The organism is Ruegeria lacuscaerulensis (assembly GCF_013034745.1).
GTDB classification, from domain to species: domain Bacteria; phylum Pseudomonadota; class Alphaproteobacteria; order Rhodobacterales; family Rhodobacteraceae; genus Ruegeria; species Ruegeria lacuscaerulensis_B.
On sequence record NZ_WQGP01000010.1, the window covers coordinates 123,217 to 144,664 of the forward strand.

A 21,448-nucleotide genomic window follows, 5' to 3' on the forward strand; every position below is an offset into this window, starting at 1 on the left:
TTCCATTGCCCTGAAATGCGCCCTGCGTTCACGCAACTTCGTTGTGCCCAATGGCATTGGGGGCCTTGCGGGACGCCCGGTCCGGGGCTAGGTCCAATACAACCACACCCGGAGGCCCCATGACCCGCGCACTTGAAGAAATCAGCCAGAACCTGCTGGATGCGGCCCGCAAAGCGGGGGCCGAGGCTGCCGATGCCATTATATTGGACGGCTCCTCCGTGTCGGTCGAGGTGCGCGCCGGGGCGTTGGAACACGCCGAACGGTCGGAAGGTACCGATCTTGGATTACGTGTGTTTCTGGGCAAGCGACAGGCGATCGTATCCAGCTCGGACAGCCGCCCCGAGACCCTGACGGCAATGGCCGAACGTGCTGTCGCCATGGCGGGTGAAGCCCCCGAGGACCCCTTTACCGGCCTCGCCGACCCAGACCAGCTTGCCAAAACCTGGGACATGCAGGCGCTGGAGCTGTTTGATCCCACCCCCGAACCCACGGCCGAAGCCCTGTTGCAGGACGCATTGGCCGCCGAGGCTGCGGCGCTGGCTGTTGACGGGGTGTCTCAGGTCTCGGATGCGGCGGCGGCCTATGGGACGCACCGGGTGCATTTGGCAGCCAGCAATGGATTTTCCGGCGGTTATACTCGGTCCAGCCGGTCAACATCCTGCGTGGCGATCTCGGGCGAAGGCACCGGGATGGAGCGGGACTATGATGGTGACAGCCGCACCTTTCAGACCGATCTGCGCGCACCCGACGAGATCGGCCGCACCGCCGGGGAGCGTGCGGTTCAGCAAGTGGGTGCACGGAAACCAACCACCGGCACCTTTCCGGTTCTGTTTGACGAGCGCATCTCGTCCTCGCTGATCGGGCATTTGCTGGGGGCCAGCAACGGCGCAGCCATTGCGCGCGGCGCATCCTGGCTGTCGGATTGTCTCGGCGAACAGGTTCTGCCCGAGCGTATATCGCTGATCGAAGACCCGCATCGCCCGCGCATTGCCGGATCCCGCCCGTTTGACGCCGAAGGCCTGCCAACCCGACGCCGGGCGATTGTCGAAAACGGCGTTCTGACCGGGTGGACCTTGGATCTGGCCAGTGCGCGCAAGTTGGACATGACCTCGACGGGTAACGCTGCTCGCGGGGTCTCGGGGCCCCCGTCTCCCAGCAACTGGAACCTGAGCCTGACGCAGGGTGATCAAAGCAGGGCTGACCTGCTGCGCGATATGGGAACCGGGCTTTTGGTGACGTCGATGATCGGGTCAACCATCAACCCCAATACAGGCGACTATTCCCGCGGCGCATCAGGTTTTTGGGTCGAAAATGGCGAGATCACCTATCCGGTCAACGAATGCACCATTGCGGGCAATCTGCGCGACATGTTGAAACGGATCGTTCCGGCCAATGACGCCCGCCCCTATCTGTCGCGCGTGGTGCCGTCGTTGCTGATCGAAGGGATGACACTTGCCGGCAACTGACCTGCCCCTGCTGATCGACGCCGCATTGGAGGCCGGAAAGATCGCTACCCGCTATTCGGGCACCACGGCCCAGCGCTGGGACAAACCCGGCGGCGCGGGCCCGGTGACCGAAGCCGATCTGGCGGTGAACGCGATGCTGGAGCAGAAGCTGCCTGCTGCCCGGCCCGGCTATGGCTGGCTCAGCGAAGAGACCGAGGATTCCCAAGCGCGGCTTACAAAAGACCGGGTGTTCATCATCGACCCCATCGACGGCACGCGCAGCTTTGCCGAAGGCTCGCGGACCTGGGCACATTCGCTAGCCGTTACAGAAGGCCAAGAAGTTACGGCAGCTGTTATATACTTACCCCGCCGCGACCTGCTTTTTGCGGCAGCCAAAGGGCAGGGAGCAACGCTAAACGGCACCGCAATACGCGTGTCTGGCATCGACGATCTGAACAGCGCTGAAGTTCTGGCAGCCAGACCAAATATGGACGCCAGCCATTGGCGCAATGGCACAATTCCCGGCTTTCAGCGCAACTACCGCCCGTCGCTGGCTTATCGCATGGCTACGGTTGCGCAAGGGCGGTTCGACGGGATGCTGACGCTGCGCCCAAGCTGGGAATGGGATATCGCCGCCGGTGATCTGATCATCCGCGAAGCGGGCGGAGTGTGTTCCGACCGATTGGGCGGGCCGCTGCGCTTCAACAACCCGCATCCCCGCCTAAATGGGGTCGTCGCTGCAGGGGCCGCCTTGCACAGCCGTATAACCAACATGCTGGAGCCGGAAAGCACCGGACCCTGGTCATGACCAAGACGCGCTCGATGAGCTTGACGGCCTATCGCGTCCTGTCTTGGGGGGTGTCCAGCGCAGGAGACACCGCCTACGCCCCACGCCCCGGGGGTGAATTGATCTGGATACATATCGGCGCACGGGATCGGCAGCGGGCAGTGGTTGATTTTTGTCAACGCCTGCAACAGGTCCGACCCGATCTGTCGATCCTGTTGACGGCCCCGCCGGATGCAGATCTGTCTCGCTGGCCGTCGGGCGACTTTCCCCTGATCAACCTGCCATCCGAACAGACCGGCGCCGCGCGCGCCTTTCTAGAGCATTGGCGCCCAGATATCGGCCTTTGGATTGGCGGCGGGCTGATGCCCAACCTGATCACGCGGGCGCAGGAAAGGGGCATCCCTCTGATCCTTGCCGAAGCCGCCTATCACTTCAACATCGCACCGGGTGGACGCTGGCTGCCAGACCTGACCCGACTGACCTTCGACAGTTTCACCTCCATCCTAACCACGAATAACGAAGCCGCCCGGCAAATCCGCCGGCTGGGTATCTCGTCCTCGAAAGTGGGCACAGCTCCGCCCCTTATGGTCAGCCCCAACCCCCGCCCCTGGCCTGAGGATGAGTTGATCGAGATGACGCATGCCCTGTCTGGTCGCCCTGTGTGGCTAGCTTCCTGGGTGCAGGACAAGGAATTCATCTCTGTCCTCAGCGCCCATAGGCAAGCGACCCGAATGCTGCCCAGGCTGGCCCTTGTGCTGCATGTCGCGGATATCTACGAGGCAGCCCCGCTGCACCGACGGCTTGAGGCGATGGACCTGCGCTGCGTCAACTGGGATGAAGGCGGAACAATCGAGGACAACACGCAGGTGATCCTGTCCTCGGATGCCGAAGCTTTGGGTCTCTGGCAGCGCGTTTCAGCCGTGACCTTCATCGGCAGCACGCTGGAACGCGGGTCAGGTGGACAGGACCCGCTGATTGCGACTGCCCTGGGCTCGGCGGTTATTCACGGCCCGTTTGTACATCAACACCAACAGATATACGATCAACTTGACTGGGTGGGTGCCGCAAGAGTGGTCAGAAGTGCAACCGAACTGGGCGACGCTGTTGTGGAAAGCCTGGCCCCGGACCGCGCCGCCGATATGGCGCTGGCCGGATGGCAGGTCGTGACCGAGGGCGCACCGCAGGCGGACCGCCTGATCGAATTGGTGCAGGACACATTGGATCAGCGGGGATCAGATCATGCGGGCACCTGATTTCTGGCATACCGCACCTGACCGATTGGCAATCCGGGCACGACTGCTATCTCCGCTTGGGCGACTATACGCGGCCGCAACCGCCCGGCGCGTTGCGGCCCAGCCGGGTCTAACACCCGGCGTACCAGTGATCTGCGTTGGCAACCTGAATGCGGGCGGCACCGGGAAGACCCCCACCGTGATCTGGATGATCGAACAGTTGCGCGATGCGTGGCATCAGACCCATGTGGTGACACGCGGCCATGGCGGATCGCTGGACGGGCCGGTGCGTGTTGATCCGGCCAAGCATTCCGCAGCCGAGGTCGGGGACGAGCCGCTGTTGCTGGCCGCCTTTGCCGATGTCTGGGTGGCAAAGGACCGCGCCGCCGGGGCCAAAGCCGCCGCCGAGGCCGGAGCGACGGTGATCGTGCTGGATGACGGGTTTCAAAACCCCTCGGTCGCCAAGGATTTCTCGGTCATCGTGGTGGATGCCCAGCGCGGGTTCGGCAACGGGTTGTGCCTGCCTGCCGGACCGTTGCGCGAACCGGTCGATGTGGGCCTGAAACGTGCCGATCTCGTCCTGTCACTAGGGGATGCCGCCGCGCAGACCGCATTTACCAACAGATGGGGGCTGAAGCTGACCGTTCCCCACGCCACGGGTGTGGTCGAGGCGCTGCAAACCGGGATGGACTGGGCCGACACGCCGGTTCTGGCCTTTGCCGGGATCGGCCACCCGGAGAAGTTCTTTGCAACCCTGCGCCAGCAAGGCACAACCCTGTTGCGGGCCGAAGCACTGGACGATCACCAGCCACTGACCCCGGCCTTGATGACCCGGTTGGAAAATGAGGCGCGCCTGCTCGGAGCACAGATGGTCACGACCGAGAAAGACGCCGTTCGCCTACCTGCTGCCTTCCGCAGCAAGGTCATCACCCTGCCCGTTCGCCTAAATGTCGCGGACGGCGACAGGGTCAAACAAATGCTCTTGCAAGTTGCCCCATCGCCCTAAAAAGCGACCAGCCGAAAAGAGCTGGCTGCCAAACAGGCTTAGCTGCCCAATTCGTCTTCGATCAGCTTCTTGAACGCGTCATACGACTGGTTCTCGACCGCTTTGCCGTTCAAGATAAACGACGGAGTGGCCTGAATGCCGTCACGCTCGGCGTTTTCCTGATACCAGGCCACCAGGGTGCGGGCACGGTCGCCATCCTGAAGACAGGCCTCAAGCTGGTCATTGTCGATCCCGGCCAGACGCCCGATCTTGCGCAGCTCATCAACGATCTCAGCCGGTCCACCCGCGCGGGTCCATTCGGACTGGCCTTCATAGATCAGATCCGAGATGCCAAAGAACTTGTCGGGACCGGCGCAACGCGCCACCATCGACGCCCACAGGCCGTAGCGGTCGAAATACACCTCGCGGTAGACAAACTTGACCTTGCCAGTGTCGATGAAATCCTTCTTGAGCTGCTTGTACGGCCCTTTGTGGAAATTCGCGCAATGCGGACAGGTGTACGAGGCATATTCGATGATCTCGACCGGCGCGTCCTCGGCCCCTAGAGTCATCTCGACGATGGTCGAGGTGTCCAGCTCGGCCTCTTGCGCCTCGGCGCTGCCGATCAACGAAAATGACGCGTTCGGTGACGACAGCCAAAAGCTGCCTGCGGCAATGGCGACGGCCGCGCAAATTCCGGTTGCAATACGGCTCATGTATCAGCCCTTTCTCAGCGTTTTTGTTTGGATAGAACGTTACGACCCAGACGTTCAAGGGCTGCACGCAGGTCGCCATCATGGACGCCTTGCGCTGCCCGGTCCGCCTCGGCCGCGATTTCCGGTTTCAGTGTGGGTTTCGCCACTTTCGGTTTGTGATCGAAGCTGGCCTGCCCCTCGGCAAATCCTGTCGGAGCGGTTTGGGTGATGCGCACCCGGCTGATGGCGTTATAGCCATAAACCGCGTTGACCTTGCCCCGCAGCTGTTCCTTTTGCATTTCCAGCATCGGGGCTTGCGGGCCAGTGGTCAGCACAGTCAGCGTTGCCCCCATGCCGCCCTTGCCATAGCCCACATTCACAGGGCGCGCGATGGCAGCCATATCCTGCCCTACAATCTCGGCCCAGTGGGTCAACAGGCGCGACACAGCAAAGCCCCGGCTTTCACCGGCGCGTCTGATCTGGTCGTTCAGCAATGTCGCGGTGCGTTTGAACCCGCGGGTCGAAGAACGTCTGCGCTGCATCTGGTTTCCAACTCCTGCACTACTATTGTAGAGGGCAGGACACCGGGCGCCAGCGAAACCCGACAGGGAGATGATTAAAAATTGCGTGACACAGGCGAATTTGACGTCAGCAGCGAATTGCTGGCCTGGTACGACCGCCACGCCCGCAAGATGCCGTGGCGCGTCAGCCCCGTTGACCGCGCCGCCGGAGTGCGGCCTGACCCCTATCGCGTCTGGCTATCCGAGGTGATGCTGCAGCAGACCACCGTGGCCGCCGTGCGAGACTATTTCATGCGTTTCACAACGCGCTGGCCCACGGTGCAGGCGCTCGCCGCTGCCCCAGATGATCAGGTCATGGGCGAATGGGCTGGGCTGGGCTACTACGCCCGCGCTCGCAACCTGCTGAAATGCGCGCGAGCGGTGGCTGAAGATCACGACGGCATCTTCCCAGACACCTATGACACGTTGCTGGACTTGCCCGGCATCGGCCCTTATACCGCCGCCGCAATCTCGGCCATCGCCTTTGACCGCCCCGAAACCGTGCTGGACGGGAATGTCGAACGCGTCATGGCCCGGCTCTACAACATTCACGACCCGCTGCCCGGCTCGAAACCTGCGCTAAAGAACAAAGCCGCAACGCTGACACCTGACGTACGACCCGGAGACTACGCGCAGGCTGTCATGGATCTGGGGGCCACGATCTGCACGCCCAAATCACCTACCTGCGGGATTTGCCCGCTGCGCGATCCCTGCCTGTCGCGCAAGGCCGGAACGCAGGCTGACCTGCCGCGCAAAACGCCCAAAAAACCAAAGCCCACGCGCTATGGCCATGTCTATATCGCCCAGCGTAACGATGCCGCGCTGCTGCTTGAGCGCCGCCCGGACAAAGGCCTGCTGGGTGGGATGTTGGGCTGGCCCGGATCAGATTGGTCGGATGCGCCAGCCGAGACACCGCCCTTCCCGGCGGATTGGCAGGCACTGCCCGGCGAGGTGCGCCACACCTTCACCCATTTCCACCTGATTCTGCGCATCTGGACCGCCCCCCTGCCGGAAGATCTAGCCCCGAATGACCTGATCATCATGGACAAACACACGTTCCGACCCAAAGTTCTTCCAACTGTGATGCGCAAGGCGCTTGACCTCTGGCTCGGGCAGTAACAGGTTTTTCAAAAAGGCCTCTGGAGCATCCCAGAAGCGGTCATTCGGAGTTGGCGCATGATTTCATCCGACACCCTGTCCCGCTGGCAATCAGCGCTGCCCTTCTGGGTATCCTTCATGCTGATTCCCATAATTTGGATATCGGCCACCCTTGGTGGCTGGTGGGTTCTTCTTGTGCCGATTTTCACCTGGTGGGCCTTTGCCATACTGGACCTGCTGACCGGGCTGGAGCTGAACAACGCGGACCCCGACACCTCTGACAAAGGCCTGCGCTGGTACATCCTGCTGACCAATATCTGGGTCCCGGTGCAGTTCATCACGCTGTTCAGTCTGATCTGGTTTGCCACTCATACTGATCACCTGTCCTTGGCGTCCAAGATCGGGTTGTTCTTCGGCATGGGCGTCATCTCTGGCACAATCGGGATCAACTACAGCCACGAACTGATGCATCAAAAAGGCCGGTTCGAGCGTTGGCTGGGCGATATTCTTCTGGCCATGGTCCTGTATTCGCATTTCCGGTCCGAGCATCTGCTGGTGCATCACCGCTATGTCGGCACCCCTCGAGACCCAGTGACCGCCCGCTATAATGAAGGGTTTCACCGCTTTTATCCCCGCGTCCTGCGGCAGTGCCTGACCTCAGCCTTCAAGGCCGAGCGCGACAAGCTGGCGCGGAAAGACCGCCCATGGACGGACGCTTCGAACCCCTTCTGGCGCTATTGGGTGTTGCAGGGCGGTATGGTGCTGCTGGCTCTTGGGGTCGGAGGGTGGTCCGGCGTCGCCCTGTTCCTGCTTCAGGCCGGTGTCGCGATCTGGCAGCTGGAGTTGGTCAACTATGTCGAACATTACGGCCTGACCCGCAAGCATCTGGGCGATGGGAAATACGAACACGTCAAGCCGCAGCATTCCTGGAATGCATCACAAAAAGCGTCAAACTGGCTGCTGATCAATCTGCAACGGCATTCGGACCACCACTACAAACCCAATCGCCGTTTTCCCCTTTTACAGCACCATTCCGAGTATGCTGCCCCGCAACTGCCTTACGGTTACCCTGTGATGACCGTCGCCGCCATGATCCCGCCCGTTTGGTGGCGCGTCATGAACCCGCGCGTTCGCGCCTGGAGACGCCACTACTACCCCGAGGTCAGCGATTGGAAGCCCTACAACAAATCGCAAAACCCATTGCCCCGGGCGTGACCGCAGCGCGCCCCGCGCGCTGCCTGGCCCAACGATGTGCCTTGCATCTTTGATGCAATTCAGATCGGCGGGAGCGTCCTCATCACCCAGATATCCATGGGGTGCTCAACCCCGCGCACGGTCTGGCCCGGCAGCTTTTCAAACCCCTCTGTCAGGGTCGCGGCATTGTGTCCTTCCATTGTAAGCTGGCTGCAAACCTCGTCGCTCAATATCACCTGAGCCATTTTGACTCGGGTCAAAGCCTCGAGCTTGGCCGCCACATTGACCGCGTCTCCGATCACTGCAAATTCCAACCGGTTCGCGCCGATATCGCCCAAAACCACCGGCCCATAGTGCACTCCGATACCCACATGGATTTCCGGCTCACCCGCGCGGCGCCTGTCAGTATTCCATTGATTGATCACACGGGTCATGTCGCGCGCGCAGGCCACCGCATTGCTGGCATCCAAAGGCGTCGGCACCGGCGTGCCAAAGGTCGCCATCAACCCGTCGCCCAGATATTTGTCCAACGTGCCATGATGGCGAAACACTTCAGTTTCCATACGCGCATGAAACCCGCGCAGCACCTCGATCACTTCATAAGGATCACGACCCGCCGCGTATTTTGTAAAGCCCACGATATCAATAAACAGAACCGCAATACTCTCTTTTCGCACCTGCTTCAGCGGTTCGTCATTCTGGCTCAGCTCATCCACCACATTGGGCGAGAAATAGCGCGACAGGTTTGCCCGTTCCCGCTCAAGCCCGGCGTTTGTCATCAGCAAGCGATTCAGCCGCCTCATCGAAATGCCCAACGTGACCGCGACCATGATAAAAACAACCACCTGCTGAATGCGTTGCGAGGGCATAAAACTGTTTGGGTCCATCAACTCAGCTACATCCGGGTACTCCGCTAATGCTTCGGCAACGCGCTCGCTGATACCAGGGATCGGCGTGGCGACCCACCATGCAATGATCCAGCCAACGGTCCACATCATCGCGGTCCAGGACCCGATCGCCACAACCGTCCGCCAAGAATAAGCCAATGTCCCGGCGGCCAGAATGATGAAGAAATACTGGAAGTTGTCGAACCGGTACTGCATCGCCAACGGGCGCACATCGTCACTGAATGGGTTCGGGACGATCATCCCCAGCGTCATGATTAGAAGGTCCACAAAGATCAGCAGCAACTCGGTCCGCGACTGCCCGACCTGCCCCGCCCGTCGGATCAACCAGCCATTGGCGCAGATCAGCAACAGGATGAAATGGTACCACAACACCTCCCAATGAGGGTTCAGGAATACCAGCAGAATGCCGGTCAACCCCATGGCGATCCAACGTGCGCGTACCGCCAGCTCCAGTCCTTCTCGCTTGTGTCTCTCTAGCGCGGCCTCGGTGTATTTGTTGTCCAAGTCGACCGGATCCGGGCGAGTGACGAAAAACCGGCTGAAGCGGGATTGACTGGCTGTGGTGTCCGACATGGCTGAGGCTCCCTCGGTGCGCGGCGGGCTTTGCAGAAGTCATATAGAAGTGAGAATGTGATGAAAACAAAAGACCCCGCCGAAGACCGGCGGGGCAAGGCTTAGTGCCTTGTGTCAGGCCACAGGCACCGGCGGTATTCAGTTGTGCATTTCAGCCCGGATTTGCTGACGCAGCACGTCGATCGGCACGGTCTTGCCGTCGCGCTTGAAGCACCAATAAGTCCAGCCGTTACAGGAAGGCGCGTTCTCCAAATGCGCCCCTACCTGATGGATCGAGCCTTTGACATTTTGCCCGACCAGCGTGCCATCAGCGCGGACCTTGGCCTTGTGACGCTGGTTCATGGAATAGAGCTCTTCCCCCGGACGCAGCATGCCGCGTTCGACCAACTGGCCGAACGGCACGCGCGGCTCGGCGCGTTTGCTGGCGCTGACTTCCAGCGCCTCGCGGTCGAATTTGCGAACCTTGGCGATGCGTTTTTCGGCCACTTTGCGATAACTTTCCTCGCGTTCGATCCCGATGAACTCGCGGCCCAGCATCTTGGCGACAGCGCCGGTCGTGCCAGTACCAAAGAACGGATCCAACACCACATCGCCCGGATTGGTCGAACCGACCAGCACCCGATGCAGCAGCGATTCAGGCTTTTGCGTTGGATGCGCCTTATCGCCGTTTTCATCTTTCAGACGTTCATGCCCTGTGCAAATCGGCAGCACCCAGTCGCTGCGCATCTGTACGCCCTCATTCAGCGCCTTCAGCGCCTCGTAATTGAACGTGTATTTCGCACCTTCACGTTTGGACGCCCAAATCATCGTTTCATGCGCATTCGTGAACCGCTTGCCACGGAAGTTTGGCATCGGGTTCGATTTGCGCCAAACCACGTCGTTCAGAATCCAGTATCCCGCATCCTGAAGGGCCGAGCCAACCCGGAAGATGTTGTGATAAGAGCCAATAACCCAGATCGCCCCATTGGGCTTCAACAGACGATGCGCTGCTTTCAGCCATTCGCGGGTGAACTGGTCATAGGCCCCGAAGCTGGAAAACTGATCCCAGTGATCATCAACCGCATCCACCTGAGAGTTATCCGGGCGGTGCAACTGGCCTTTCAGCTGCAAATTATACGGCGGGTCCGCAAAGATCAGGTCAATCGACGCCTCGGGCAGACTATTCATCACATCGATGCAGTCCCCGGAAAGAATCGTGTTTAAAGGGAGCGCTTTTGCGCCCTTTTTGGTGGTCGTAGTCATATCACTGCCTCAAGTGTCCACGGCGCTTTTGCGCTCATTTGGTTGAGACAAGGATGAGTCAAAGACGATTCGCCGTCAATTTCTTTTTTGAATCAGAGACTTACGATTTACTCTTGATACAAGATATTGTGGACCGGTTTAAACGAACGTCTATGGTGTGGGGTCACACCAAGATTTCGCAGCGCTTCGCGATGCATTTTTGTCGGATAACCTGCGTTCGACTCCCACCCATAGCCGGGATGCTGTTGCGCCAAATCCACCATCACTTGATCGCGCCAGTTTTTCGCAAGGATCGAGGCCGCCGCAATCGACACCGACCGCGCATCGCCTTTGACAACCGCTTGCGCAGGTATGCTCAGCCCGCGCGGAATCATGTTCCCGTCGATCAGCAGATAATCCGGCGGAGGGTTCAAAGCGGCCACCGCGCGCTCCATTGCCAGATGCGAAGCGCGCAAGATGTTGTGCTCGTCTATCTCGGCCACTGTCGCCTCAGCCACTGCGAAATCAGCCTGTTCGCGAATGGCCGCATCCAAAGCCGCGCGACGTTTGGCTGTCAGCTTCTTGGAATCATTCAGTCCCTGAGGTATGTCGACCGGGTTCAGAATCACGGCTGCGGCAACAACAGGCCCGGCCAAGGGGCCCCGGCCCACCTCATCCACCCCGGCGATCCGAAGAAACCCGTCAGCCATGGCGGTCTGTTCAATATCGTAGGTTGGTGTCGTCATCCTTTTGGAAAATCCTGTTTCGGACCTTATCGCAACAAAAAAGAGAGGGCGGCTTGCGCCACCCCCTCCTGCGCGGCGCTTCTGCGACGCCGCTCCTGCTCGAAAACGGTTACTTGTAAACGACACGATAACCTTGCTGGCGCAGGCAGGCGGGTTCATAGGCCCGCTTGACCTTCTTGCCATTCCAGAAACCGACTTTGCACTCTCGCGGCAGGCTATTGGCATATTTGTAGTGTTTCTTGAGGCACCCGGTTCCAAGCAATTGATGACGGGGTGAATAGTGATCAAAGGTGCGCAGACATTTCTGCGGCAGGTCGTATTTCGCCAGATGGTGCGGGCGGGGACGCACCGGGTGATGGGGTTGGATATGCGTTTGGTGACGGCGGGCGCGTTTCTTGTCCTTTTCCTTGTTATAGTAGTGAACGCCCGCGCCGATGATGGCGATGGCGGCCAGACCGCCCAGAATATCCTTGGCATCCGCAGCCCGCGCCTGCGAGGCTGAAACACCCGTAACAGCGACGGCAGTTGCGATGATCAGGGCGATAAATTTCCGGTGCATGATGCGTGTCCTTTTGACCGTGTTGCGACGAACCCGGCTGGGCTCGTGAATTCGTTGGGTCAACACTGGGTTCACCGCCCTCCGACAAGCAATATCGGGACATTGTTATCGAATATCAGGGCCCGCAAACCCCTTAGGATATTGAATATCAGGGCAACACATGCGCAGGATGCAGCCTATGAAACCTATCCTCTCTTCTCTGGCCTTCGCGGCCCTGATATCGCTCGGCACGGCGGCGTCTGCGGCGGATTGCTTTGCGGATTACAAAGCCAAGCAGGACAATCCATTGCGATTGCATTACGGCGTCATGCAGGTGTCGTCCTGCAACAAGGGTCAGGCGCAACAAGAGGTGTCCCAGCGGCTGCGCACCTCGGGCTGGACCCTGCTGAACGTGATGTCGGTTTTCGGACCGGAAGGGTTGGACAAGAGGAAGGCCGATGCCGGAAAATTCTATCTCCGTTACTGACGCGCGGCGATCCGGGGTACGGTTGGTCGGCGCTGGTATTGCCGCGATTGTCCTGATCTTGATCACTGCCGCCGTCTTCCTGTTCTGGTCCCTGCCCGACGCAAACGCGTTCAATGCCCGGGTCGAGCGGTTGTTCGTCGAAAGCGACCTGACCACGCAGGCCGAGATCCGCCTGCTGGAAATTCTGGCGCAATCCGGCACTGCATTTGCCGACACCTTGTCCAGCTACCGTATGGTGATCTTCGTGCTGTTGGTCTTTGCCAGCGCGATGCTGGTCACTGCGTTGGTGTTTTTGGTGATGCTGGTCCTTCTGAACCGCCGCATGGCCCAGATCGAGCGTACCGGTATTCAGGTCACATCCCTGCTGATCAGCCGCGAGGAAAACACCGTCTACCTCAACAATATGGATTTCAAACTGACCCCCGCCGCGATGGAGACCCTGTCAGTTCTGGCGGAATCCCGTCTGGATGACGAAGTCCTGTCCGGTGCCCAGATCGAGGCGGTGATCTCGGGCAAGGACGCCGCCGATTGCGAAGAGGCCGCCGGGGCAACCCGGATCAAACGCCTGCGCGACGCGCTAGGCAATCAGATGGTCAGTGAGTTGCTGGTCAAGAATATCGCCAAACGGGGATATATGCTGTCGATCGAAAAAGACGTGATCCAGATGGTCTGACCCCGCTGCCGCGCACGCCGCATGTGCAAAAAACTGTGCGCGGTCCCTCTTGGCATTCCCGGTCCGAAGTCCCATCCTTATAGGACCCCGGACAGGGAGGTCGATGATGAACGTCCACACCACTCCGCATTCCACAGGCTATCGCATCTCGGTTGAACGACTAAAAGGTCGGATCGCCATCTATCGCGGCGACGTGCTGCTGGCTGAAAGTGCCAACGCCGTGGTGATGTATGAAACCCGCTTGCCTCCGACGATCTACATCCCCCGCGCAGATGTGTCTGTCGAATTGAGCGAAGAGACCGAATTGCAAACCTTCTGCCCGTTCAAGGGAACGGCAACCTATCATGACGTGGTCCTTGGGGATCAGCGCCTTGCGAACTCGGTCTGGGCGTATGAGGACGCGCTGCCCGAAAGCAAGGCCATTCAGGGCCATATCGGGTTCCTGCCCAACGCCTATGACCGGCTTGATCTGGGTGGCAATACGCTTGAACAACCCCAAGACGGCAATATCAGCGGCCCTTTGATTGACTGGCTGATGCGCGGCGCCTCGGAAATCGAAACCTCGGAAGCCTTTACCAAAGCGCTGTCCGAGAAGATGCTGGAGCACGGCATTGCCATTCAACGCCTCAGCATTCTGGTCTGGTCGCTGCATCCGCTGATCGCGGGCAAGCACTACATTTGGGAAAAGGGCGAGGATGAGATCTCGACCAATGTGCCAACCTATGAAATTCACGACCATCCGGCCTATATCAACAGCCCGTTGCGACACGTCTCGAACGGGTTGGGCGGAGTTCGCCAGCGGCTGAGTGACGACAACCCGTATAACAGTTTTCCCATTATCGAGGATTTGCGCGCCAAAGGTGCAACCGACTACGTCGCCATGCCCCTGCCATTTTCCGATGGCCGCACCAATGTTCTGACTCTGACCAGCGACCACCCGGATGGGTTCACGACCGAGAATCTAGGTCTTGTCTTTGAATGCTCGGCGGTGATTGCCCGGTTCTACGAGGTGTTCATGCAGCGCGAAAATGCGCAGGTTTTGTTGGAGACCTATGTGGGCAAACGGTCCGGCGCGCGGGTTCTGGGTGGTGAAATCCGACGCGGCGACGGGGATGAGATCGACGCCGCAATCATGTTCTGCGATCTACGTAACTCGACCCGGTTAGAGGAAAAACTGGGCCGCACCCCCTATATCAGCCTGTTAAATGGGTTTTTTGAAACCGTTTCGGGCATCGTGCATGACAATGGCGGCGAGGTTTTGAAATTTATCGGCGACGCTGTTTTGGCCGTGTTCCCCGCAGGTGAGAACTCGATCACGGCCCGTGCCAATGCGCAGCGCTCTGCGATCGGTATTGTTGAAAAGCTTGGTGAGTTTCGGGCCTCGGGATCAGATGCCCATTGCGATTGCTCGATCGGCGTCGCCTATGGGCGTGTGACCTATGGCAATGTCGGATCCCGCGAACGGCTTGATTTCACCGTAATCGGTCAGGCCGCCAACATCGCCGCGCGATTGGGGGAATACGGTAAGACCGTGGGTCACAGGATCGTCGTCTCGTCCGACATTGTCCCCGCCTGCGCCGACGCGCTACCCCTTGGGGACGTAGCGCTCCATAATGTGTCTCAGCCGGTGCCATCTTTTGCGCTCAAAACAGCGGCTGATCACATACTGGACGGGCAAACGCAGAGTCCCTAGCCACCCAAAAGGATCAAAGCCGTCTGCGCGGGCGATATCGTTTTCTGCAGCTGCGAGGTCTGGCTACGCGCCAGATACCTGTCCGTCAGTGCGGCTATGGCCCCCTCATCCGTGAACTGCGCCAGATCATCCGAGCCAGTCAGGCGCGATAGCCTGTCCTTGAACACATCCAACTGCTTATCTATATTCAACTGCCCAAAACTGGACGGAAGCCCCAGGGCGGTTTCCATCATACTACGCAGCGGTGGCAAACCCATCAACTCAAACCACTTAGTATCTGCACTGCCCTCCTGCGCCGCCAAATCTGCCAGTGTGTGCTGAGCAAAAAGCGAGATACGCATGGATTCGTCAGATTGACCCACCGCGACCTCAAATCGGGACACGACATTGTCCCGCGCAATGTCCTCCATGAATGTGACCAAGCCGGTTCTACGAATTTCCCCCGGACCAAGACCGAACGCTTCGGAAAACTCACGATACCGTTTGTCAGACAGCCGGTTTGACAAGGCGTCATCCGCTGAAGTGCCGTCTGACAGCACCTTCTGGATGAAAAACCGATTGTTGATATCGTCCTCCAACCCGAAAGCGCCTAATGCCACCTGCAGCAACCGCCGATCTGAAACCAAATCCTCGGCGGTCTGCACTTTGGAGATATTGTCCAGAAAATACCGCGTCTCGCGTTCATTGACCGCTGAGGTTGCGAAACTGTCGAGTTGCGCGTCATAAGTACGCTGCAAAAACCGCCAGCCAACCAGACCGCCAGAAGGTATGACGGGCTGAAAGGTCATTGCTGATAGGCCATCAACCGCTCTTCCCGCGGCAACAACGTACGCAGGGACTTGAGGCATTTGTAGAATTGCTCAGCCAAAAGGGCTTCTGTGGCCTCAGCCAACACCTTTCGGCTATCGGCGTCAGTGAACACCTGGCTCAACTCCTCGACACGTCGCAGCAGTTGTTGGCGCGCCTGATCCGGCTCCATGTCGCCCGACAGCACCAGCTGTGCCGCATAACAAACGCGGCGGACGGGCGTGTTCACTTCATCCGGGTGAATAGCATCGCGCAAACGCAGGACATTGGCTTGCGGCGTCATGATTGAAAACCGGCTGCGACGGTCCCCGTTCTCGACGACCACGCCGTTGATCAGTACCCGTTCTTTCGGGGCAAGTTTCAGCACCAGCCCACCCATCAGGTTGCCCCCATCTGCCTGAGCCCGCGCAACACTGCCATATTGATCTCCAACAAGGGTTCAACCGTCGCCTTGTTGCCCAACACCTGACCGCTGTGCTGCTCGGTAAATTCCGCAAGGTAAAAAATCCGCGCGCGCAGATCATTGGGCAGCGCGTTATCGGAATCCGCGACGCCACTGGCCAAGACGTTCCACAACCGACGGTTTTCGTGCAACGCCTGAACAAAAGTTCCGAAATCGGATTTCTGACGAGCTGCTGCTGCCTTGAGGCGATGCGTAATCTTGGAAATCGCCTCGTATTCGGTGTCGCGCGGCGTGCGCGTCGGGGCGGCGGTTTGTACGTAGGCACGCTGTGCAAGAGTTTGCGGTATCACTTGAAATCCTTCCAATGGGCCGTCTTAGGGCGGTCAGAACCGGGGCGCGTTTCCACGCCCCGGCCAAGTTCCGAAGATTAACGGAACAGCGACAGGATCGACTGCGGCGCCTGATTGGCGATCGACAGCGACTGGGTGGCCAGCTGCTGCTGCACCTGAAGGGCTTGCAGACGGGCCGAGGTCTCTTCCATGTCAGCGTCAACCAGCGAGCCGATACCGGATTTGAACGAGTCCGCCAGGTTCGAGATGAACTCTTTCTGGGTCTCGATCCGGCCTTGCGACGAACCGAAGGCTGCTGAAGCATCAATCGCAGTGTCGATCAGCGATTCGATGGTTCCCAGCGCAGCCTGTGCGCCTGCATCCGTGGACACGTCTATCGAAGCCAAAGCACCCAGGCCACCCGCGTTCGCATTGGTGAACTGCGCCGAAACTGTCACGTCACGGTCCGCATCCGCGCCCGCTGTGGCAGTACCCGTTACAAAGGTCAGCGTGCCAGGAGATCCCGAGTCGTAGTCAATCGCGACGCCGGTAATGCCTAGGGAGTCGATCTGATTCTTCAGGCCAACTGCAACGATGGCATCCGTATAAGCCGCATCGTAAGTCCCCGAGGGGTCCAGATCAGCGTCTTGAACGGTGTAGGACGCAACCTTGTCGCCAATCGTGATTGACACTTTGTCGCCCGCCGCAAAGTTGTCGGTAGAGCTGTCGATCACGATATCTCCGGTGCCGCCGGACTTGTCCATCGTGAAACCCGCCGCATCGTTGTCAGAGGTCACATTGTCCGAACCCGCCAGAACACCCTTACTGGTATAGCCGCCGGTCGACAGGTTTTGCGACGCAACCGAAATCGACGATGCGGTCACATTCCCCGCAGAGTCGCGATCCAGAGACGCCAGGATCGAGGCTGTACCGGCCGAACCGTCAACCAGGTTCAGACCATTGAATTGTGCAGCGCTGACAACAGAAGAAATCTGATCTTTCAACGCAGTTACGTCATCGTTGATCTTGGCCCGATCCACGTTGTCTTCTTGCGCTGCGACGATCTTGCCCTTCATCTGGTTCAGAAGATCGGTCACGGTTTCCGAAGCATTCCGCGCCACAGCAACAGTCGATTCGCCCAAAGCTAGGCTGTCTTTAATCGCGTTGAATCCTTTGACGTCGGATTCCATAACTTTCGAGATCGCCCAAACCGCTGAATTGTCCTTGGCCGTGGCAACGTCTTTACCGGTCGAGATCGCGTTCTGGGTCATCGCCAGATTTTTGTTGACCGATTTCAGAGTCTGCAGCGCAACCATTGCGCCATTGTTGGTCAGAATGCTGGACATAGCTTCTTCCTTTTTACGTATGGGCCCTTTGCGCCCGTGCTAACCCCGCACCACTTGCGGGCTTTAACGTCTTTCTGATCTGTGCGATCCGCCGTCCGGCTGTTCGCGCCACTTGCTATTTCAAGTGCCCGATCACCTTGGCCCCTGATCTCCTAACGGAGTGCTAAAGCCCCTAGGCTGGAAATTTTGGATTTGAATCAAACCGCCACCTAGGCGCGTTTTTCCAGCTTGGCGTGGCTGCGCACGGCAAAATCGCTGCGCTGCCCGTCGGCACCATAGGTGCTGAATTCGCCGTGTACCCGGCGCAGTTCGGCCATGCGGTCTGCAACGGCGCGAATTCCGTCTGCTGCACTGCCAAGCAACGCCTGATTGCGCGCGACCTTGTCTTGCAGACGAATCAGATCTTCGCTGTCCAGCACCTGCAAATCATTGACTGCATCGATAAGCTTTTCCTTCTCGGGCGCCATCTGGGTCAGCTGATCCAGATCACCCTGCACCAGCGCGTTGCGCTCAAGGTCCAGAACCTCTTCCAAAGACTTAAGAAGCCCCATGTCAGGTTTGGTCGTCATTGGTTGTCTCCATCATTGATTGAAACAGAATTTCCGACAGGCCCACGCCACCGGTTTCGGCCAGTTGGCGGGCCTGATGCTGGACAAGGAACGAGGAAAACTGATCTTCGCCCGCACCGCCTCCGAACGAACTGCGTGCCTCCCCCAACCCGGCGGAATTCAGCATTTCCAACAGGAATGCCGCCTCAAGCTTGACCGCTGCGGCCTTGATTCTATCCGCCGAGGACGCGGGCATTGCAGGGAAGGCTGGTGCTGTAATCTTCATCGCTTTCTCCGAAATTTGCATCGAACTTTCTCGATCAAAAAGGAAAGCAGTTAAAATAAACGTAACTTCCTGCGGGCAGGTTTGTGGCCAGACAACCTGAGTGGGAGCAAAATGCCCAATCCTCTTACAGCGGTGATACCCGCCCAAAATAACGCCAAAATTTCTCCCCAACCTGCCGATGGTTCGGGACAAAAGGCCGATATGTCTTTTCAATCCGTTCTGGATGATCAGGCGCCGCCCGAGCAGAGCCTATCCGAACCGACAGAAGATCTTGTTTCTCTGCTGGATACCGAAACGGTGCCCGACTCGGATGGGGAAGAAGCCAAAGATCTGCAGATAGTCGTGGAAAAAGGTTTGCCTGTTGAAACAGGTTCGCAGACGATCAAATCGCACCCACTGTCGCGACCTGACGCTGCGCCGGCGGTCGCTGGCATTCCGCACAATTTGGCGGAAACGGGTGATAGCATACGATCTGACGAAGCTCTTGCAGAACCTCCAAAGCGCAATATGGGCGATCGACGCGCCGAGGTATCGCCTGTTTTCAACGATGACTTGCCTGAGGATTCACCAAATCTTCCGACATTCCCAAAAGCGGAGAGCAGGTCAGTTCCTGCTTTTGCAATCGCTGCGGCTCCAACGCCGTTTTCCGCAAAGAAGGAAGTTCTAACTTCGCCGATTTCCCAGGAGCCACATGTTGAGTCGGCTGCAAATCCAAAACCAACTGCTGCACCGACCCAAGTACCCAACCTTATGCAGATGCAACTTCTGGTATCGGAAAATGCCGCTGCACACACCGATTCAACTCCTCTCCCCGAGGTAGAGGAAGGCCTGATCGTGAAGGAAACCGGCGCGACCGCGTCGGTGCGCGAGACGGCGACGGCAAATCTGCCAGCGACCGCACGGTCCGAGGTTGCTCGGGCCATTGCCGGACAGATGGCGGCAGCGATCACCGCACGGCCTCAATCAGGTGCGGTGGAAATCGCGCTGAACCCTGAAGAACTGGGGCGCGTCTCGATGGTTCTGAATGGGCGTGATGATGGGCTGCATCTGACCATCGCGGCGGAACGTCCCGAGACGCTGGACTTGATGCGCCGCCATCTTGCTGTGCTTGAGGCCGAGTTCAAAAGCCTCGGCTTCGGCGATCTGTCCTTCGACTTGGGCAACTCCGCCGACAAGGGACAGGACCCATCGGACTCCGGTGAAAATTCTTTTTCTGAGACGGTACAATCCGAACTCACCTCTGCCACTCTCCAGCGCCCGGTCAACCTTGGCACGTCCGGGCGCATCGACATAAGGCTGTGACCCATGATCTCTCCTATCGCTTCAACCACGCAGAAAGCCAATCCATTGGCGGCGTCCTCAGGTCAGACGGCCGCGCTGGCCTCGGATTTTGAGACCTTTTTGCTGATGCTGACCGCTCAGGCCCGTCACCAAGACCCGTTGGAGCCGCTGGATTCCTCGGAATACGCCGCACAACTGGCGCAGTTTTCGATGGTGGAACAACAGGTGCAGACAAATGACCTGCTGACGGCCCTGACCCTGTCGATGAGCAGCATGAATCTGGAGGAACTAGCCAGTTGGGTCGGCATGGATGTGCGCAGCACCTCTCCATTCCAGTTCGACGGCGCGCCGGTGACACTTTACGGCCAGGCCGCTCCGGCGGCGGACGGTGCCGTTCTGGTTATCCGCGACGCAGACGGGGCCGAGGTTGAACGGATCACCGTTCAAACCACCGATTCCGTGTTTGTCTGGGCTGGAACCAAAGAGGACGGCACGCCGCTTCCGGCTGGAACCTACTCTGCCGCATTGGAAAGCTATGACGGGGAAGAGGTTCTGTCGACGCAGCCCATGTCCTCATACGCGCAAGTGATCGAGGCGCAGGTGGGCGAGGATACGGTGTTGCTGACCCTCGAAAACGGGCAGGTCATACCGGCCGGTCTGGTCTCGGGCGTTCGAACCGGAACTTGATCTGCGCGCCGGGACAGGCCAAAGCTGTGCAACGCGCGACTCAACTCCTGACCCGGTGATCCCTCTGCCCGCTTCAAACGCACCTCCGCCCCGCCTTGTGGAAGATCTGTGCCGCTCAGGTCTGGTCGAGGCCGGGGCGCGTTTTCAGACCCTTTATGGCGGGCGCACCAATCAGGTCTGGAAGGTTCTGGGCGGAGACGGAGATAAGGTGCTCAAACTGTATCGTTCAGGGCTGCGCAATCCTCTGTTTCGAAACGATGCCCGGCTTGAGGCGCTCTGCCTTACGGAGCTTGCCCCCACAGGGTTTGCCCCGCGCTTGCGGGCGGCGGGGCAGGATAGTGATGGGCATTGGGTGTTCTATGATCACGCGCCCGGTGCGCCCTGGCAAAACGGGGCCGCGCAGGTGGCTCAATTGCTGCGCAGGCTGCACAGTATGGAAATCCGGATCGACGCACCCGACGGATGCAATGGCAGCGACGACCTACGGGATCATACGCGGCGCATTCTGGGTCAGTGCAAGACACAAGTTCGCCAGCGGTTGGAACAGCTTTGCCCGCAGACCCATGTTGCCGCCACGCCGGACACGTGCCTCATCCATGGCGACCCGGTAGCCGGAAACATCCTGGTTTCGGATATGTGTCTGACGCTGATTGACTGGCAATGCCCAGCGCTGGGGGACCCCTGCGAAGATATCGCCTTGTTCCTGTCCCCAGCTATGCAGCGCCTCTATCGCGGGGCACCCTTGACGCCCGAGGAGGAGGCGGCGTTTCTGACCTCCTATGACCAGCCTCAAATCCTCGCGCGTTTCAACGCGCTGCGCCCCTGGTATGCATGGCGGATGGCGGCCTATTGCTTGTGGCGGGTCGAGAACGGGGCCGACGACTATGCCGCCGGGCTAGAACTGGAAATCGCGTCCCTCTGACCGC

24 protein-coding genes are annotated in these 21,448 nt (G+C 59.2%); 12 read left to right on the forward strand and 12 right to left on the reverse strand.

Going from position 1 to position 21,448, the window contains the following annotated elements; genetic code table 11:
• Positions 1-119: 119 nt before the first annotated feature.
• From GOV79_RS19000 to lpxK, 4 genes are read left to right on the forward strand one after another with little or no spacing between them, the layout of a single operon-like run.
• Positions 120-1,466, forward strand: coding sequence for a TldD/PmbA family protein (locus tag GOV79_RS19000; RefSeq protein WP_170791245.1), 1,347 nt, complete (start codon positions 120-122; stop codon positions 1,464-1,466).
• Positions 1,453-2,253, forward strand: a complete 801-nt coding sequence (locus tag GOV79_RS19005; RefSeq protein ID WP_170791247.1) for an inositol monophosphatase family protein — start codon at positions 1,453-1,455, stop codon at positions 2,251-2,253. Before GOV79_RS19000 ends, GOV79_RS19005 begins: the two co-directional genes overlap by 14 nt.
• Complete coding sequence (locus GOV79_RS19010; protein ID WP_170791249.1) at positions 2,250-3,485, forward strand: 3-deoxy-D-manno-octulosonic acid transferase; 1,236 nt, start codon at positions 2,250-2,252, stop codon at positions 3,483-3,485. The genes GOV79_RS19005 and GOV79_RS19010 overlap by 4 nt, the downstream gene beginning before the upstream one ends.
• Positions 3,472-4,470: a tetraacyldisaccharide 4'-kinase gene (gene lpxK / locus GOV79_RS19015; protein ID WP_170791251.1), complete on the forward strand. Its 999-nt coding sequence runs from the start codon at positions 3,472-3,474 to the stop codon at positions 4,468-4,470. Before GOV79_RS19010 ends, lpxK begins: the two co-directional genes overlap by 14 nt.
• A gap of 38 nt (positions 4,471-4,508) precedes the next feature.
• Here lpxK and GOV79_RS19020 read toward each other — a convergent pair whose 3' ends face one another.
• Together GOV79_RS19020 and GOV79_RS19025 are read right to left on the reverse strand one after the other, a co-directional pair.
• Complete coding sequence (locus tag GOV79_RS19020) at positions 4,509-5,165, reverse strand: DsbA family protein (RefSeq protein WP_170791253.1); 657 nt, start codon at positions 5,163-5,165, stop codon at positions 4,509-4,511.
• Between the two features lie 14 nt (positions 5,166-5,179).
• Positions 5,180-5,686, reverse strand: a complete 507-nt coding sequence (locus tag GOV79_RS19025; RefSeq protein WP_170791255.1) for a DUF721 domain-containing protein — start codon at positions 5,684-5,686, stop codon at positions 5,180-5,182.
• Positions 5,687-5,767: 81 nt separating this feature from the next.
• On the opposite strand from GOV79_RS19025, the gene mutY reads away from it, so the two are divergent.
• Together mutY and GOV79_RS19035 are read left to right on the forward strand one after the other, a co-directional pair.
• The gene (mutY, locus tag GOV79_RS19030) at positions 5,768-6,823 is read left to right on the forward strand and encodes an A/G-specific adenine glycosylase (RefSeq protein WP_170791257.1); all 1,056 of its coding nucleotides are present in this window, start codon (positions 5,768-5,770) and stop codon (positions 6,821-6,823) included.
• Between the two features lie 57 nt (positions 6,824-6,880).
• Complete coding sequence (locus GOV79_RS19035; protein ID WP_170791259.1) at positions 6,881-8,017, forward strand: alkane 1-monooxygenase; 1,137 nt, start codon at positions 6,881-6,883, stop codon at positions 8,015-8,017.
• Positions 8,018-8,076: 59 nt separating this feature from the next.
• Here the strand turns inward: GOV79_RS19035 and GOV79_RS19040 are convergent, their stop codons facing one another.
• The 4 genes from GOV79_RS19040 to GOV79_RS19055 all read right to left on the reverse strand — a co-directional run bounded on the left by GOV79_RS19040 (position 8,077) and on the right by GOV79_RS19055 (position 12,003).
• Positions 8,077-9,477: an adenylate/guanylate cyclase domain-containing protein gene (locus tag GOV79_RS19040; protein ID WP_170791261.1), complete on the reverse strand. Its 1,401-nt coding sequence runs from the start codon at positions 9,475-9,477 to the stop codon at positions 8,077-8,079.
• Positions 9,478-9,615: 138 nt separating this feature from the next.
• The gene (locus GOV79_RS19045; RefSeq protein ID WP_170791263.1) at positions 9,616-10,719 is read right to left on the reverse strand and encodes a site-specific DNA-methyltransferase; all 1,104 of its coding nucleotides are present in this window, start codon (positions 10,717-10,719) and stop codon (positions 9,616-9,618) included.
• 107 nt (positions 10,720-10,826) lie between these two features.
• A complete protein-coding gene (locus GOV79_RS19050; protein ID WP_170791265.1) occupies positions 10,827-11,444 on the reverse strand; it encodes a ribonuclease HII in 618 nt (205 codons plus the stop codon).
• Between the two features lie 109 nt (positions 11,445-11,553).
• The gene (locus GOV79_RS19055; protein ID WP_170791267.1) at positions 11,554-12,003 is read right to left on the reverse strand and encodes a hypothetical protein; all 450 of its coding nucleotides are present in this window, start codon (positions 12,001-12,003) and stop codon (positions 11,554-11,556) included.
• A gap of 178 nt (positions 12,004-12,181) precedes the next feature.
• On the opposite strand from GOV79_RS19055, the gene GOV79_RS19060 reads away from it, so the two are divergent.
• The 3 genes from GOV79_RS19060 (at position 12,182) to GOV79_RS19070 (ending at position 14,835) form a co-directional block, all read left to right on the forward strand.
• Entirely contained in the window at positions 12,182-12,469 is a 288-nt protein-coding gene (locus tag GOV79_RS19060) for a hypothetical protein (protein ID WP_170774853.1), read from the forward strand.
• Entirely contained in the window at positions 12,441-13,142 is a 702-nt protein-coding gene (locus GOV79_RS19065; protein ID WP_170774855.1) for a winged helix-turn-helix domain-containing protein, read from the forward strand. Before GOV79_RS19060 ends, GOV79_RS19065 begins: the two co-directional genes overlap by 29 nt.
• Positions 13,143-13,248: 106 nt before the next feature.
• The gene (locus GOV79_RS19070) at positions 13,249-14,835 is read left to right on the forward strand and encodes a DUF427 domain-containing protein (RefSeq protein ID WP_170791268.1); all 1,587 of its coding nucleotides are present in this window, start codon (positions 13,249-13,251) and stop codon (positions 14,833-14,835) included.
• Here the strand turns inward: GOV79_RS19070 and GOV79_RS19075 are convergent.
• The 6 genes from GOV79_RS19075 to GOV79_RS19100 all read right to left on the reverse strand — a co-directional run bounded on the left by GOV79_RS19075 (position 14,832) and on the right by GOV79_RS19100 (position 18,554).
• Complete coding sequence (locus tag GOV79_RS19075) at positions 14,832-15,623, reverse strand: DUF1217 domain-containing protein (protein ID WP_170791270.1); 792 nt, start codon at positions 15,621-15,623, stop codon at positions 14,832-14,834. The two genes, GOV79_RS19070 and GOV79_RS19075, sit on opposite strands and share 4 nt — an antisense overlap.
• Entirely contained in the window at positions 15,620-16,021 is a 402-nt protein-coding gene (gene flbT, locus GOV79_RS19080) for a flagellar biosynthesis repressor FlbT (protein WP_170774861.1), read from the reverse strand. The genes GOV79_RS19075 and flbT overlap by 4 nt, the downstream gene beginning before the upstream one ends.
• Complete coding sequence (gene flaF, locus GOV79_RS19085; RefSeq protein ID WP_170774863.1) at positions 16,021-16,395, reverse strand: flagellar biosynthesis regulator FlaF; 375 nt, start codon at positions 16,393-16,395, stop codon at positions 16,021-16,023. Before flaF ends, flbT begins: the two co-directional genes overlap by 1 nt.
• A 77-nt stretch (positions 16,396-16,472) precedes the next feature.
• The gene (locus GOV79_RS19090) at positions 16,473-17,720 is read right to left on the reverse strand and encodes a flagellin N-terminal helical domain-containing protein (protein ID WP_170774865.1); all 1,248 of its coding nucleotides are present in this window, start codon (positions 17,718-17,720) and stop codon (positions 16,473-16,475) included.
• A gap of 209 nt (positions 17,721-17,929) precedes the next feature.
• On the reverse strand, positions 17,930-18,289 hold the full coding sequence (locus GOV79_RS19095; RefSeq protein ID WP_237218066.1) for a flagellar protein FlgN: 360 nt from the start codon (positions 18,287-18,289) through the stop codon (positions 17,930-17,932).
• Positions 18,273-18,554: a rod-binding protein gene (locus tag GOV79_RS19100; protein WP_170791273.1), complete on the reverse strand. Its 282-nt coding sequence runs from the start codon at positions 18,552-18,554 to the stop codon at positions 18,273-18,275. Before GOV79_RS19100 ends, GOV79_RS19095 begins: the two co-directional genes overlap by 17 nt.
• A gap of 111 nt (positions 18,555-18,665) precedes the next feature.
• Here GOV79_RS19100 and GOV79_RS19105 point away from each other — a divergent pair, with 111 nt between their 5' ends.
• From GOV79_RS19105 to GOV79_RS19115, 3 genes are read left to right on the forward strand one after another with little or no spacing between them, the layout of a single operon-like run.
• Positions 18,666-19,856 (forward strand): flagellar hook-length control protein FliK, encoded by a 1,191-nt coding sequence (locus GOV79_RS19105; RefSeq protein WP_170791274.1) that lies wholly within the window; start codon positions 18,666-18,668, stop codon positions 19,854-19,856.
• Positions 19,857-19,859: 3 nt separating this feature from the next.
• Entirely contained in the window at positions 19,860-20,522 is a 663-nt protein-coding gene (locus GOV79_RS19110) for a flagellar hook capping FlgD N-terminal domain-containing protein (protein ID WP_170791276.1), read from the forward strand.
• A gap of 55 nt (positions 20,523-20,577) precedes the next feature.
• The gene (locus tag GOV79_RS19115; RefSeq protein ID WP_331252762.1) at positions 20,578-21,444 is read left to right on the forward strand and encodes a phosphotransferase family protein; all 867 of its coding nucleotides are present in this window, start codon (positions 20,578-20,580) and stop codon (positions 21,442-21,444) included.
• Positions 21,445-21,448: the final 4 nt, after the last annotated feature.

Bases quoted from the DNA above. Each gene is read 5' to 3' on its own strand.
- GOV79_RS19000 (WP_170791245.1), top strand. From the start codon at position 120: ATGACCCGCGCACTTGAAGAAATCAGCCAGAACCTGCTGGATGCGGCC.
- GOV79_RS19025 (WP_170791255.1), bottom strand. From the start codon at position 5,686: ATGCAGCGCAGACGTTCTTCGACCCGCGGGTTCAAACGCACCGCGACA.
- GOV79_RS19065 (WP_170774855.1), top strand. From the start codon at position 12,441: ATGCCGGAAAATTCTATCTCCGTTACTGACGCGCGGCGATCCGGGGTA.
- flbT (WP_170774861.1), bottom strand. From the start codon at position 16,021: ATGGGTGGGCTGGTGCTGAAACTTGCCCCGAAAGAACGGGTACTGATC.
- GOV79_RS19045 (WP_170791263.1), bottom strand. From the start codon at position 10,719: ATGACTACGACCACCAAAAAGGGCGCAAAAGCGCTCCCTTTAAACACG.
- GOV79_RS19075 (WP_170791270.1), bottom strand. From the start codon at position 15,623: ATGACCTTTCAGCCCGTCATACCTTCTGGCGGTCTGGTTGGCTGGCGG.
- GOV79_RS19105 (WP_170791274.1), top strand. From the start codon at position 18,666: ATGCCCAATCCTCTTACAGCGGTGATACCCGCCCAAAATAACGCCAAA.
- GOV79_RS19100 (WP_170791273.1), bottom strand. From the start codon at position 18,554: ATGAAGATTACAGCACCAGCCTTCCCTGCAATGCCCGCGTCCTCGGCG.
- GOV79_RS19040 (WP_170791261.1), bottom strand. From the start codon at position 9,477: ATGTCGGACACCACAGCCAGTCAATCCCGCTTCAGCCGGTTTTTCGTC.
- GOV79_RS19035 (WP_170791259.1), top strand. From the start codon at position 6,881: ATGATTTCATCCGACACCCTGTCCCGCTGGCAATCAGCGCTGCCCTTC.
- GOV79_RS19055 (WP_170791267.1), bottom strand. From the start codon at position 12,003: ATGCACCGGAAATTTATCGCCCTGATCATCGCAACTGCCGTCGCTGTT.
- GOV79_RS19050 (WP_170791265.1), bottom strand. From the start codon at position 11,444: ATGACGACACCAACCTACGATATTGAACAGACCGCCATGGCTGACGGG.
- GOV79_RS19020 (WP_170791253.1), bottom strand. From the start codon at position 5,165: ATGAGCCGTATTGCAACCGGAATTTGCGCGGCCGTCGCCATTGCCGCA.
- GOV79_RS19095 (WP_237218066.1), bottom strand. From the start codon at position 18,289: ATGACGACCAAACCTGACATGGGGCTTCTTAAGTCTTTGGAAGAGGTT.
- GOV79_RS19110 (WP_170791276.1), top strand. From the start codon at position 19,860: ATGATCTCTCCTATCGCTTCAACCACGCAGAAAGCCAATCCATTGGCG.
- GOV79_RS19090 (WP_170774865.1), bottom strand. From the start codon at position 17,720: ATGTCCAGCATTCTGACCAACAATGGCGCAATGGTTGCGCTGCAGACT.
- lpxK (WP_170791251.1), top strand. From the start codon at position 3,472: ATGCGGGCACCTGATTTCTGGCATACCGCACCTGACCGATTGGCAATC.
- GOV79_RS19060 (WP_170774853.1), top strand. From the start codon at position 12,182: ATGAAACCTATCCTCTCTTCTCTGGCCTTCGCGGCCCTGATATCGCTC.
- GOV79_RS19010 (WP_170791249.1), top strand. From the start codon at position 2,250: ATGACCAAGACGCGCTCGATGAGCTTGACGGCCTATCGCGTCCTGTCT.
- GOV79_RS19070 (WP_170791268.1), top strand. From the start codon at position 13,249: ATGAACGTCCACACCACTCCGCATTCCACAGGCTATCGCATCTCGGTT.